Origin of the sequence: Pseudomonas sp. 2024-210, assembly GCF_045062345.1 — a bacterium.
Taxonomy (GTDB): Bacteria; Pseudomonadota; Gammaproteobacteria; order Pseudomonadales; family Pseudomonadaceae; genus Aquipseudomonas.
The window spans coordinates 41148-54723 of record NZ_JBJGEJ010000016.1 but is presented as its reverse complement, the minus strand read 5'-3'; the positions used below and the strand labels follow the sequence as shown (position 1 = coordinate 54723).

At 58.0% G+C, this 13576-nt stretch carries 12 protein-coding genes; 9 read left to right on the top strand and 3 right to left on the bottom strand.

From position 1 onward, the window contains the following. Positions 1–10: 10 nt before the first annotated feature. From ACI7MX_RS19010 to ACI7MX_RS18975, 8 genes are all read left to right on the top strand, one after another. Positions 11–808: a carbon-nitrogen hydrolase family protein gene (locus ACI7MX_RS19010; RefSeq protein ID WP_405590588.1), complete on the top strand. Its 798-nt coding sequence runs from the start codon at positions 11–13 to the stop codon at positions 806–808. A 38-nt stretch (positions 809–846) separates the two neighbouring features. After that, positions 847–3300 carry a pyrroloquinoline quinone biosynthesis protein PqqF gene (gene pqqF / locus ACI7MX_RS19005; RefSeq protein WP_405590591.1) on the top strand — a complete coding sequence of 818 codons (2454 nt, stop codon included), beginning with the start codon at positions 847–849 and terminating at the stop codon, positions 3298–3300. A gap of 132 nt (positions 3301–3432) precedes the next feature. Further along, a complete protein-coding gene (gene pqqA, locus ACI7MX_RS19000) occupies positions 3433–3507 on the top strand; it encodes a pyrroloquinoline quinone precursor peptide PqqA (protein ID WP_003444522.1) in 75 nt (24 codons plus the stop codon). A 95-nt stretch (positions 3508–3602) separates the two neighbouring features. Further along, a complete protein-coding gene (gene pqqB / locus ACI7MX_RS18995; protein ID WP_314485583.1) occupies positions 3603–4514 on the top strand; it encodes a pyrroloquinoline quinone biosynthesis protein PqqB in 912 nt (303 codons plus the stop codon). A gap of 172 nt (positions 4515–4686) precedes the next feature. Beyond that, entirely contained in the window at positions 4687–5439 is a 753-nt protein-coding gene (gene pqqC, locus ACI7MX_RS18990) for a pyrroloquinoline-quinone synthase PqqC (RefSeq protein ID WP_314485586.1), read from the top strand. Then, positions 5436–5711, top strand: coding sequence for a pyrroloquinoline quinone biosynthesis peptide chaperone PqqD (gene pqqD, locus ACI7MX_RS18985; RefSeq protein ID WP_153377985.1), 276 nt, complete (start codon positions 5436–5438; stop codon positions 5709–5711). Before pqqC ends, pqqD begins: the two co-directional genes overlap by 4 nt. 7 nt (positions 5712–5718) lie before the next feature. After that, complete coding sequence (gene pqqE, locus ACI7MX_RS18980; protein ID WP_167654274.1) at positions 5719–6855, top strand: pyrroloquinoline quinone biosynthesis protein PqqE; 1137 nt, start codon at positions 5719–5721, stop codon at positions 6853–6855. Then, positions 6821–8650 (top strand): S9 family peptidase, encoded by a 1830-nt coding sequence (locus ACI7MX_RS18975; RefSeq protein ID WP_405590596.1) that lies wholly within the window; start codon positions 6821–6823, stop codon positions 8648–8650. Before pqqE ends, ACI7MX_RS18975 begins: the two co-directional genes overlap by 35 nt. 18 nt (positions 8651–8668) lie before the next feature. Here ACI7MX_RS18975 and ACI7MX_RS18970 read toward each other — a convergent pair whose 3' ends face one another. Together ACI7MX_RS18970 and ACI7MX_RS18965 are read right to left on the bottom strand one after the other, a co-directional pair. After that, the gene (locus tag ACI7MX_RS18970; protein ID WP_122784145.1) at positions 8669–8827 is read right to left on the bottom strand and encodes a YqaE/Pmp3 family membrane protein; all 159 of its coding nucleotides are present in this window, start codon (positions 8825–8827) and stop codon (positions 8669–8671) included. Between the two features lie 186 nt (positions 8828–9013). Continuing rightward, positions 9014–10297 (bottom strand): aspartate aminotransferase family protein, encoded by a 1284-nt coding sequence (locus ACI7MX_RS18965; RefSeq protein WP_405590600.1) that lies wholly within the window; start codon positions 10295–10297, stop codon positions 9014–9016. 228 nt (positions 10298–10525) lie between these two features. Here ACI7MX_RS18965 and ACI7MX_RS18960 point away from each other — a divergent pair, with 228 nt between their 5' ends. Further along, positions 10526–11425, top strand: coding sequence for a LysR family transcriptional regulator (locus ACI7MX_RS18960; protein WP_314485601.1), 900 nt, complete (start codon positions 10526–10528; stop codon positions 11423–11425). 315 nt (positions 11426–11740) lie between these two features. Here ACI7MX_RS18960 and ACI7MX_RS18955 read toward each other — a convergent pair whose 3' ends face one another. After that, positions 11741–13519: an acyl-CoA dehydrogenase C-terminal domain-containing protein gene (locus ACI7MX_RS18955; RefSeq protein ID WP_405590603.1), complete on the bottom strand. Its 1779-nt coding sequence runs from the start codon at positions 13517–13519 to the stop codon at positions 11741–11743. Positions 13520–13576: the final 57 nt, after the last annotated feature.

The window sequence follows — 13576 nt, the reverse complement described above, 5'->3', positions numbered from 1 at the left end:
GGAGCACTTTATGCGCGTCGCGCTTTATCAATGCCCGCCTTTACCACTGGACGTCGCGGGTAATCTGCAACGCCTGCAGGCTATCGTCTTGCAGGCTAAAGACACGGTCGACTTGCTGGTGCTGCCCGAAATGTTTCTCACGGGTTACAACATCGGCGCCAAAGCCGTCGCCGAGCTCGCGCAAGCTCAGGACGGCGAAGCTGCACAGCACATTGCCAAGTTGGCGAAAGCCAATAACATGGCCATCGTTTACGGCTACCCCGAACGCGCCGAAGACGGGCACATTTACAACAGCGTGCAATTGATTGATGCCCACGGTCAAAGCCTGTGCAACTACCGTAAAACCCATCTGTTTGGTGAGCTAGATCGTACGATGTTCAGTCCAGGGCCAGATGCTTTCCCGGTCTTCGATCTTGAAGGCTGGAAGCTTGGCTTGCTGATTTGTTATGACCTCGAATTTCCCGAAAATGCCCGACGCCTGGCCTTGGCCGGGGCTGAGTTGATTGTGGTGCCGACGGCCAACATGGCGCCTTACGACTTCATTGCGGATGTCACTGTGCGCAGCCGCGCCTTCGAGAATCAGTGTTATGTGGCCTATGCCAACTATTGCGGGCACGAAGGCGACATTCAGTACTGCGGCCATAGCAGTATCGCAGCGCCTAATGGCTCACAGATCGCACTGGCTCAGGACGATGAAATGTTGATTGAGGCCACGCTAGACAGTCAGCATTTGCTCGACGCTAAAGACGGTAATTTTTACCTGGCTGACCGTCGGCCCGAACTTTACAACGAGCTGACCAAGCGCTGATCCGCTAGCATAGGTACTTCTCTGTTGCGGAAGTGCCCATGCCTGCGCTGAACCACCCTCACGCCCAACGTTTGACCCTGAATAACGGTCTCACCCTTTCTGTGCGCCAAGAACCGCGCCTCAATCGCTGTGCAGCCGTGTTGCGCGTAGCAGCAGGCAGCCACGATGTGCCCGCGGCTTGGCCGGGGCTGGCGCACTTTTTGGAACATCTGCTGTTTCTCGGCACTGAGCGCTTTGCCGCCCAAGACAATCTGATGGCCTACGTGCAGCGTCACGGCGGTCAAGTCAACGCAAGAACCAGCGAGCGCCATACCGACTTCTTTTTCGAACTCCCGCCCAGCGCTTTTGCCGGTGGCCTCGAACGCTTGTGCGACATGCTCGCCCACCCGAGCATGAACAAAGAAACGCAACTGCGCGAACGCGAAGTGCTGCACGCCGAGTTTATCGCCTGGACCCGTGAGCCATCGGCCCAGCGCCAACTGGCGCGGCTGCAAGCGCTGAACCCGGCGCACCCGCTCAGGGCTTTTCATGCTGGCAATCGTTACAGCCTGCCGATCCCCCGCCCGAGCTTTCAGCAGGCCTTGCAGGATTTTTATCAACAGTTCTACCAAACCGGGCAAATGACCCTCAGTTTGGTTGGCCCGCAAACAGTGTCTGAACTGGAAGCATTGGCCGAGCACTCCAGTGCCGTGTTGCGCACCGGCACAGCCGTACCGCACATCGCCCCGCCCGCTCTGATGAGCACAGGTGAACACGCCTATCAACACATAGACGGGCAGCACCTGAGCCTAATGTTTGCCTTAGACCCGTTGCCACCCGAGTCGGCTCAGGCACTGGGGTTTCTCTGTCACTGGATAAACGCCGACAAGCCGGGCGGACTCGTCGCAGCATTACGCCAGCAACACCTGATCGACACCCTCAAAGCCAGTCCTGTTTATCAGTTCGACAGTCAGGCACTGCTGCAAATCGAGTTCAGTGCTGCCAGAGACATTGCGCAACACGCTTCCAGAATTCGGGACACGTTTTACGACTGGCTGTCGTTCTTCAGTGCTCAAGCCGAATGGCCGACCCTGCGCGACGAATACCATCGGCTGCAACAGCGTCAGCAAGCCGTTAGTGGTGCATTGGAACTGGCCCGCCGTGACGCAGAGCAACACGCTCTCCAGCTGTCGGATCAAGGCGTCACCGCACTCAAAAGCGCCCTGCAACAGATGCAACCCCCAGCGCGTCATGGGTCAGCACACGACTGGCAATTGCCTGCGCCGAACCCGTTTCTCAAGGTGCCGGACGAGCCCGTCAGCGCAGGCTTGATTCGTGGGCAGACCAGCGCGCATCGAGGCTTGCGCACCTTTGCGCAAGATCGGTTGCGAGATCGCCGTGCCCCGTCTGCCATGAGTTTCAGCTCAGCCATTGCGGCGCAAAACACAGAGGCGTCGATTTATTTGCGCTGGAGCCTGCCGGGGCAATTGGACGACCCGCTGCTGATGCGTCTGCAAAGCAGCTTGCGCTCACTGCAACAGGATGCGCGCCAGGCGGGAGTCGAGCTGGCATTGAGCTCATCTGGCACTGGCTTGCTGCTCAAGATGCAAGGCTTTCACACGCCCATGCCCACCCTTCTGGAGCACGCGCTTCGCTCACTCGTCGCGCCGGGTGCAAACGACGCTGCACCCGCGCCGACCCTGATGCCCATTCGCAACCTGCTCAAGCGTCTGCCCGAGATCCATCAACAGGGTACGGCGCCCAAGGTCAGCGATCTTGAGCCGTGCTGGGCCACCGCACAATGGGAAGGGTTAGCCGTCGCCTTACCCGCATCGACCCAAGCTGCACTGACCAGTGTTTTGAGCAAAGTCCCTGGCACGCCAAAGGCGCAGCATTCAGAGCCGCCAGCGCTGCAGCACACTTGGCACATCGAACCCGGCGACTCCAGCGAACAGGCTTTGTTGGTGTATTGCCCGGCCCCCATCGGCCATCTGGCTGACGAAGCCGCGTGGCGGTTGCTCGCGCATCTGGCCCAAACACCGTTCTATCAGCAACTACGGGTTGAGTTACAACTGGGCTATGCCGTATTCAGCGACCTGCGGCAAATTAACGGCCAAACCGGCCTGCTGTTTGGCGTGCAATCACCTCACGCCTCTGCGGCTGAAATCTATGCGCACATCGAGGCGTTTATCGCCGAGTTACCGAGATTGATCGCCGCGCTGGATGAAACTTCTTTCACGCAAGCGCGAACCTCCTTGGCACAACAATTTTCGAGCGCGTCACTGGGGGCGCTCCAGGCCGCAGAGCTTCTGTGGCAAGCCAAGCTGGCTGGCCATCCGTCGGATTACCTGACAACCCTCTACAACGCGCTTATGGCGCTGGATCAGGCCACTACACTGTCTGCATCACAGCGCATTGCCCAAACCGAAAATGGCTGGCTGTGTTTAGCAACACACGCAGCGCCTGAACCGTTTTATCAAAGAAGAAGCGGATCGTTACCAACCCTGCAATGAGCTTTCTTCAACATCAGGCGTTCAAAAAGCGTCAAATTTAGTAACATAGCCACCTAAGCTTTTGAACAGCTTCCCCGGGAGCTGGAGTAATCAAGAGACACCTATTCACCCACCTGTAGAAGGAGTCACGAAATGGCTTGGACTAAACCTGCTTACACCGACCTGCGTATTGGCTTTGAAGTCACCATGTACTTCGCAAGCCGTTGATCTGTTTTGGCTCTTCCATAGAGCGCTGAGCAGAGCAACCCAACGCCTCGGTTCGCCGGGGCGTTTTTATTTTCAGATTTGCAAGAGAACACGCCATGTTTGTCCAGATTCTAGGTTCCGCCGCAGGCGGTGGTTTCCCGCAGTGGAACTGTAACTGCGTCAACTGCGCGGGTTTTCGCGATGGCACGCTGAACGCCAAGGCACGCACCCAATCATCGATTGCCCTCTCCGATGACGGCGTCAACTGGGTACTGTGCAACACCTCGCCCGACATCCGTGCGCAATTGCAGAGCTTTGCCCCGATGCAACCGGGCCGCGCGCTGCGTGATACCGGGATCAGCGCCATCATTTTGATGGACAGCCAGATCGATCACACCACCGGCCTGCTGAGCCTGCGAGAAGGTTGCCCGCACGATGTGTGGTGTACCGACATGGTGCATGAAGACCTGAGCACCGGCTTCCCGTTATTCAACATGCTCAAGCACTGGAACGGCGGCCTGAACTGGCACCGTATTGAGCTGGAAGGCTCATTCACCATCCCCGCCTGCCCGAACCTGCGCTTCAGCCCGTTGCCTTTGCGCAGCGCAGCGCCGCCGTACTCGCCGCACCGCTTCGACCCGCATCCGGGCGATAACATCGGCTTGATCGTTGAAGACCTGCGTACCGGCGGCAAACTGTTCTACGCACCGGGCCTGGGCAAAGTCGATGCGCCGTTGCTGGAAATCATGGCAGGCAGCGATTGCCTATTGGTGGACGGCACGATGTGGGACGACGATGAAATGCAGCGCCGTGGCGTCGGTACACGCACTGGTCGTGAAATGGGTCATCTCGCCCAAAACGGCCCCGGCGGCATGCTCGAAGTGCTTGAGCAATTGCCAGAGCAACGCAAGGTGCTGATCCATATCAACAACACCAACCCGATCCTCAATGAAGACTCTGCCGAGCGCGCCGAACTGGCCCGCCGGGGTGTTGAAGTCGCCTTTGATGGCATGAGCATCGAGCTGTAAACAAAACGATCCGTAGCAGCTGCCGTAGGCTGCGTCCGGTTGCGAAGCAATCGTAGAAAGGCATATCTGGTTTAACTGATAAACCGCGCGGTCTGATTTCAGGACGGCTTTGCCGCCCAACGCAGCCTTCGGCAGCTGCTACGAAGGCAAAACCAATTAATTTGGAGGCACCATGACCCAAGCCCCTCTCTCCACCGCCGAGTTCGAAGCCGCACTGCGGGCCAAAGGCGCGTATTACCACATCTATCACCCGTATCAGGTGGCGATGTATGAAGGCCGCGCGACCCGCGAGCAGATTCAGGGCTGGGTCGCCAACCGCTATTACTATCAGGTCAACATCCCGCTTAAAGACGCCGCCATCCTCGCCAACTGCCCTGACCGGGAAGTGCGCCGCGAGTGGATTCAACGCATGATCGACCACGACGGCGCTCCCGGTGAAGACGGCGGCATCGAAGCTTGGCTGCGATTGGGGCAAGCCGTTGGCCTGGACCCGGATCAACTACGCTCTCAGGAACTGGTACTGCCGGGTGTTCGTTTTGCGGTAGACGCTTATGTCAACTTCGCCCGTCGCGCCACGTGGGAAGAAGCCGCCAGCAGCTCGCTCACCGAAATGTTCGCGCCGCAGATTCACCAGTCTCGTCTGGACAGCTGGCCGCAGCATTACCCGTGGATCGATCCGGCCGGTTATGAGTATTTCCGCACGCGTCTGGGCCAAGCCCGCCGCGACGTCGAACATGGTCTGGCGATCACTTTGCAGCACTACACCACTTACGAAGGCCAGCAGCGCATGCTGGAAATTCTCCAGTTCAAACTGGACATTTTGTGGAGCATGCTCGATGCCATGACCATGGCCTACGAGCTGGGTCGCCCGCCTTATCACAGCGTGACCGACCAACGTGTCTGGCACAAAGGAATCACTCTATGAGCTTCGATCGCAGCAAGATCCCGACCTGGCGCCCCGGCTACCGCTTTCAATACGAGCCGGCGCAAAAAGGCCACGTGCTGCTATACCCCGAAGGCATGATCAAACTCAACGACAGCGCAGCCTTGATCGGTGGTCTGATTGATGGCCAGCGCGACGTTGCCGCTGTCATCGGCGAACTGGACAAACAGTTCCCCGGCGTACCCGAGCTCGGCGCAGACATCGAGCAATTTATGGAGGTCGCTCGTGCAGAGCACTGGATCGAACTTGTCTGAAAGCCCGATGGCGCTGCCACCCAAACCCGAAGTCGGTCTGCCGCTGTGGCTGCTGGCCGAGCTGACGTATCGCTGCCCGCTGCAATGTCCGTACTGTTCCAACCCGCTGGACTTTGCCCAGCAAGGCAAAGAGCTGACGACTGAACAGTGGATCAAAGTGTTTCGCGAGGCGCGGGAAATGGGCGCAGCGCAGTTGGGCTTCTCCGGCGGCGAACCCCTGGTGCGCCAGGACTTGGCCGAACTGATCGCAGAGGCCCGCAAACTGGGTTTTTACACCAACCTGATTACCTCGGGCATCGGCCTCACCGAGCAAAAAATCAGCGATTTCAAAAAGGCCGGACTGGACCATATCCAGATCAGCTTTCAAGCCAGCGACGAACAGGTCAACAACCTGCTGGCCGGTTCAAAAAAAGCCTTCGCGCAAAAGCTCGAAATGGCCCGCGCCGTGAAAGCCCACGGCTATCCGATGGTGCTGAACTTTGTGACCCATCGGCACAACATCGACAAGATCGACCGCATCATCGAGCTGTGCATCGCCCTTGAGGCCGACTTCGTGGAGCTTGCCACTTGCCAGTTCTACGGCTGGGCGCAGCTGAACCGCGTCGGCTTGCTGCCGACCAAAGAGCAGCTTGTCCGGGCTGAACGCATCACTAACGAATACCGGGCCAAACTTGAAGCCGAAGGCCATCCCTGCAAGCTGATATTTGTCACCCCGGACTATTACGAAGAACGCCCTAAAGCCTGCATGAATGGCTGGGGCAGTATCTTTTTGACAGTCACCCCTGACGGCACAGCACTGCCGTGCCACGGCGCACGGCAAATGCCGGTCGAGTTCCCCAACGTGCGCGATCACAGCATGCAGCACATTTGGTACGACTCGTTTGGCTTCAACCGTTTTCGCGGTTACGACTGGATGCCCGAGCCTTGCCGCTCGTGTGACGAAAAAGAAAAGGACTTCGGCGGCTGTCGTTGTCAGGCCTTTATGCTCACGGGCGATGCCAGTAACGCAGACCCGGTGTGCAGCAAGTCGCCACAGCATGACCTGATTCTCAAGGCGCGTGAAGAAGCCGAGCACGCCACTCAGACCATCGAACAACTGGCCTTCCGAAATGAACGAAACTCCCGTCTCATCGCCAAAGGCTGAACCGTTCAGCGCCGAACTCGCTGTCGCCGCAGGGATCGATTTCGCTGAACTGAGGGTCGGCGCTGCGGGCCTGTTCTGGAATGAATACCGGCCCCAGGACGCGGCTTGCCGCCTCTGGCACTGGTGCGATGGCCAGGCCCGCTGCCTGACGCCTGCGGGTTTCAGCGTGCGCAGCCGGGTCTACGAATATGGTGGCGGCGCCTTCTGCCTGAGCGATGACGGGGTGGTGTTCGTCAATGAAGCCGACCAGCAACTGTACCGTCAGGCACTGGACGGCAGCGCACCACAGGCGCTGACGACGGGCACGTGCCGTTATGGTGATGTGCAATGGTTTGATGGGCGGGTACTTGCAGTCGAAGAACAGGCCGATCAGCACCGGCTGGTCAGCATTCATGCAAGCACGCTTGAGCGTCAGGTACTGGCCGAGGGCGCGGACTTCTACGCGGCACCCACCTTAAGCCCGGACGGTCAGCGTCTGGCCTGGATCGAATGGAGCCGCCCGCACCAACCCTGGACCGCTACACGTTTGATGCTGGCCGAAGGGCAAGTCGACGGTCACTGGAATGCCGCTCACTGTATTGCCGGTGACTTAAGTGAAGAGTCACTGCAACAGCCACGCTTTGACCAACACAACAGGCTGCATTGCCTTACCGACCGGGCGGGCTTCTGGCAGCCTTGGGCTGAGTCCGGCGAAGGGCTGGTGCCCGCTCCCGCCAGCGCCGCCGACCATGCACCGGCACCTTGGCAATTAGGCGCCAGCACCTGGTTACCGCTGGGGGAGCAGAACTATCTGGCCAGTTGGACACAGGCCGGATTCGGACGTCTGGGTTTGCGTTTAGCCGATGGCACTGTTGAAGACTTCACGGGGGAGTACAGCCGCTTCCGCAGTCTGGCGCTGGATGACGCGTTCATCTATTGCATCGCCGCATCGCCCGTCAGCCCCTCGGCCGTGATTGCCATTCGTCGAAGCGACAAACACCTGAGTGTTCTGGCCGGCGGCGTTGCACCTTTGCCTGCTGATCAGATCAGCTACCCGCAGACCCTGCGTTACCCTTCAGGGGACGGCGAGGCACATGGTTTTTTCTACCCGGCAATGAACGCACAGGCTGCGCCGCCGCTGGTGGTGTTTATCCACGGTGGCCCAACCTCGGCTTGCTACCCGATGCTCGATCCACGTATTCAGTACTGGACGCAGCGCGGCTTTGCCGTGGCCGATCTGAACTATCGCGGCAGCACCGGCTATGGCCGTGCCTATCGTCAAGCGCTGCACCTGAAATGGGGCGAAGTGGATGTAGAAGACGCTTGCGCCGTTGTCAGTCATCTCGCAGCGCAGGGTTTGATTGATGCCAGCCACGCCTTTATTCGCGGGGGCAGCGCGGGCGGGTACACCACCTTGTGCGCCTTGGCGTTCAAGAACGTGTTCCGCGCGGGGGCAAGCCTGTACGGCGTCAGTGACCCTGTTGCTTTGGCCAGGGCTACCCATAAGTTTGAAGGCGATTACCTGGATTGGCTGATCGGCGATCCGCAACGTGACGCCGAACGCTATGCGGCGCGCACGCCTTTAATACACGCCGATAAAATCCGCGTGCCGGTGATTTTCTTTCAAGGCGAACTGGACGCGGTGGTCGTGCCGCAGCAAACCCGTGACATGGTCAAGGCATTGCAAGACAACGGCATTCCGGCTCAAGCGCACTACTATCCGGACGAGCGCCACGGCTTTCGAAAGGCCAGTAATCAGGCTCACGCACTGGAGCAGGAATGGTTGTTTTATTGCAATGTCATGCAAAACCGGTAGCCGCTGCCGCAGGCGGTCTTATCGTTTAGCAATGATGTAAACCGCATGCACAACGCCCGGGATATAACCACACAGGGTCAACAGAATATTCAGCCAGAATGCACCGGCGAAACCCACTTGTAGAAACACACCCAGTGGTGGAAGCAGGATGGCAATGATGATTCTTATAAAGTCCATGTTTTCAGCTCCCCAATAATAAAGTGGGCTCATTCAAGCCCGACCGTTAATCGACTCTGGGCGCGGTTAAAAGGTTCAGTGCCAACTTATCCCCAGGCAAAAAAAACGCCCCATGCCGAAAGAAACAGGCATGGGGCGCGCGGGATACCGCGAGACGGTTCGTTAAATTCTGTGGAGCGGGTGCGATCAGACCGCAACCCCTCGACGGCACTGCAATTGCGCGGTGCGAACGCGGGCAAAGGCCCGGGCCAGACGCAGCAGCATCTCGTCAATATTGCCTTTGCTGACGCACAGCGCAGGCGTGAAACGCAAGCAGTCAGGCTGCGGAGCGCTGATCAGCAAGCCCTCATACAAGGCCGCATTGACCACGGCATCCGCCGAGTTATCTGACAGGGTTAAACCCCAGAGCAACCCCTGCCCGCGCAATTCACCCTGTGCATAACTATTGGCCAGGCGACTCAGTCCTTCGCGCAGGTGCTGGCCGGCTTCGCGAATGCCTTGCAGGAAATTCTTTTCCAGCAGCGTATCGAGCACGGCAACCCCGGCGGCAGTCATCAAGGCATTGCCATGATGGGTGCCGCCCAACTCACCCGGCTCCAGGCAACACGCCTTGCCCCGTGCCAGCAGTGCCGCCAAGGGCACGCCGCCGCCCAAGCCTTTGCCCAAGGTCACAATATCGGCTCTTACACCGTAATTTTGCTCCGCCAGCAAGGTGCCGCAGCGGCCCATACCGGTTTGGACTTCATCCAGAATCAGCAAGATGCCCAATTCTCGGCAGAGCCGTTCCACACCCTTGAGGTAGTGCTCGGTGGCAGGAATCACCCCGGCTTCGCTCTGCACAGGTTCCAGCATGATCGCCACGGTCTGCGCATCAACCGCCGCATGTAACGCGGGCAAGTCGTTGAACGGTACATTGATGAAGCCCGGCAGTTGCGGCTCGAAACGGTTATCAAACGTGCCGCTGCCAGATGCCGACATCGCGCCAAAACTGCGCCCATGGCAACTGCGGGTTGCGGTGATGATGCGATGAGCGCCGCCGCGATGCAGTTGGCCCCACTTACGCGCCAGCTTGATCGCGCCTTCGTTGGCCTCAGCCCCTGTATTCAGAAAATGCACCTGATCACTGCCCGTGCTTTCGCACAGGCGCTCGGCCAAGGTCAGCATTGCACGGTTATAAAAACCGGCACCCGGGTTCATCAACGACTGCGTCTGCTCAGCCATCGCCTTGATCAGCACTGCGGGACTGTGCCCGAGACTGTTGACCGCCCCCCCTTGCGTGAAGTCGAGATAGGCGCGACTGTCGCTGTCCCACATCCAGGAGCCCTGACCGCGCACAAAAACCTGCGCCGGGCGTTCTACGCTGGGCATCAGATAGTTGACTGGCATTGAAGCGTTTTCTGGCGGGCGCACAGCAACAGCCGCCAGTTGATCAAGACTGGACGTTTGACGACGCAGGTTAAACAGGTTCATGCACGCAGACCTTGTGACCATAAGCAGATTTGATTTGCAACTGTCCTGGCTCTACCAGGTGCCTGTAACCTCTATCGGGTTTTCAGCTGCGCCTATGTAAAAGAACCTGTTGATGGTCTCGAATATCAGACCATCCGGCTCGATCAGCCCAGCGCAATGGGCGTAGACTAGGCCCCGACGGCTTTTTGAGCCATTTCGATTTTTAAGCATTTTCGATAAGTATTAATTATGGATTTCAAGCAACTGCGTTATTTCGTCGCGGTTTATGAAGAAGGTCATGTAGGCCGAGCGGCCGAACGGCTTTCTATCTCGCAACCGGCCCTGTCCCAGCAGATCCGTTTACTCGAACATAACCTTGATGTCAGCCTGTTTGAGCGCAGCAGTAAGCGCCTGCTACCGACCCTCGCTGCCCACACGCTGTATAACCATGCTTTGCCACTGCTCGACGGGTTGCAGCGGGCCAAAGAAGCGCTCAGCAATTTCCGCGGGCAGGCGTTGCGCACGCTGGCCATTGGCGTATTGCAAACCGTGCACACCAGTCTGGTGCCGCAAATGCTTGAAAGGGTGCGCAAGGCCCAGCCTCATCTAGTGGTGCAGATTTACGAGCTGACCGGCATCGAGATTGAACGGCGCCTGCTCAATGGCACGTTAGATATAGGCATCAGTTACCTGCCACCCCGTCAGGGCGGACTGCACGGCCTGGTGCTGTATGAAGACGAACTGCAACTGGTGATACCGGCTGATCATCCCCTGCGAGAATTCAAGAAGGTGTCTGTGACACAAGCCGCGGAGTTGCCGATGTTGTTGTTGGGGGAAGAATTTCAGGTGCGGCAAATCTGGAAAAACCAGTTGGCCAGCTTGGGCCGTCGCCCCCAGGTACAGGCTGAGTTAAACACCATGGCGGGGATTCTCGAAAGTTTGCCGCACACCAAACTGGCTACAGTGCTACCGGGCCGTTCGCGGCATGAGCACGAGAACCAGGCACTCCTCTGGAAACCCCTGAGTGAGCCGCGTGTACCGCTGACGGTAGGGCTGGTGTGCCGCGATGTGCAACGCCAGCAAGCCACACTGGGGCTGCTGCGCACACTGCTTGAAGACGTGATGCATGACAAGGAAGGTGTGTTGTAGGCACCGCTTTGGGCCGTTCTTATTGAGCACACTGGTTTAACGACGAACTTGTCGCCGGACGCCGCCTTCGGCAGCTGCTACGGAAGATATTTCTGACGCACAAAAAAGAAAACCCCGCCGAGGCGGGGTTTTACAGACTGTTTCCCTGACATCCATTTCACTCCGCCGTCCTGGCAGAATCCTACGTATCCATGTTGTTTCTTTGAGCTTCCTGCTCTACGTCCATGGCAATCAGATTACCTATGGATCCAATCCGGGGATATGGGAGATTGGCAGCACGTAATGTAAGCAAATGCTTACATTGTGGTAAACATTTTAAAAATGTGATTCGTCCAACAGATAAAGCGACTCGCTGCCCGCCATTACCGAGGCGCTCAACGACTGAATACGCGGCAGCAAACGGGCGAAGTAGAAGCGCGCAGTGGCCAGCTTGCTGACATAAAAAGCCTCATCGGACTCTTTGCCCGATGCCGCTTTCGCCATCTTGGCCCACATGTAGGCATACGTCGTGTAACCAAAAACGTGCAGGTACTCCACAGAGGCTGCACCGATTTCATTCGGGTTCTTTTTTGAGCGTTCCAGTACCCAGGCCGTCAACCCATCAAGTGTGTCCAAAGCTGAGGCCAAGGGTTGGGTGAACTCGCTCAAGTCGCTGTGGGCCGAAGCGATGAACTGGCGAACTTCGTCGGCGAATAAACGGTAATAAGCCCCGCCATTGGCCACAACCTTGCGGCCGACCAGATCCAGCGCCTGAATACCGTTGGTGCCTTCGTAGATTTGCGTGATGCGTACATCGCGCACTAATTGTTCCTGGCCCCATTCGCGAATATAGCCGTGACCACCAAAGATTTGCTGGCCATGCACTGTTGTTTCCAGACCAAGGTCCGTCAGAAAAGCCTTGGCCACCGGCGTCAATAACGCCACCAGCGCATCTGCGCGCTCACGCGCCGTCGGGTCTTCACTGAACTTGGCGATATCCAGCTGGTTGGCCACATAAGTCGAAAAGGCACGACCCCCTTCGTTGCTGGCTTTCATGGTCAGCAACATGCGACGCACATCGGCGTGGACAATGATCGGGTCAGCCACTTTGTCTTTGGCTTGAGCGCCGGTTGCTGCGCGACCCTGCAAGCGGTCACGGGCGTATTCCACGGCGTTCTGATACGAACGCTCACCCGAGGCCAGCCCCTGAATGCCAACGCCCAGACGCTCGTAGTTCATCATGGTGAACATCGCCGCCAAGCCACGGTTAGGCTCACCGACCAAATAACCCACCGCTTCGTCGAAGTTCATCACACAGGTTGCCGAGGCCTGAATGCCCATCTTGTGTTCAATAGAGCCGCAGGTGACCGGGTTGCGTGCACCCAGGCTGCCATCGGGATTAACCATGAACTTGGGCACCAGAAATAACGAAATGCCTTTCGGACCTGCCGGAGCGTCCGGCAATTTGGCCAATACCAGATGAATGATGTTTTCGGTGAGATCGTGCTCGCCACCGGTGATAAAGATCTTGGTGCCGCTGACTTTATAAGAGCCGTCTGCCTGCGGCTCTGCCTTAGTGCGGATAATCCCCAAATCAGTACCGGCATGCGGCTCGGTCAAACACATGGAACCGGCCCACTCGCCCGAGTACAACTTGGGCAAGTAAGTCGCTTTCAATTCTTCGCTGGCGTGGGCATTGATCGACACACACGCGCCGGAGGTCAGCATCGGATACAGGCCGAATGCCAGGCTTGAGGAGTTGATCATTTCTTCGACTTGGGCCGATACCGACTTGGGCATGCCCATGCCGCCGAACTCAGGGTTACCGCCCACCCCCACCCAACCGCCTTCGGCGTAGGTTTTATAAGCGTCGACAAAACCGGCTGGCGTCGTGACCACGGTGTCATGCCAATGGCAGCCTTCTTCATCAGCACTGCGGCTCAAGGGCGCGATGCTTTTGGCAGTCACTTTGCCTGCTTCTTCGAGAATGGCTTCTACCGTTTCAGCATCAACAGACTCTGCCAATGCAGGCAGTTGCGCCCAAAGAGAAGCAACCTCGAACACTTCATTGAGGACGAAGCGCATATCGCGCAGGGGCGCTTTGTAATCAGCCATGGCAAACCTCGTTGTCTTTAAACGGTAAAGCCCGAAACGGACCGTTGTGCGAAGGTG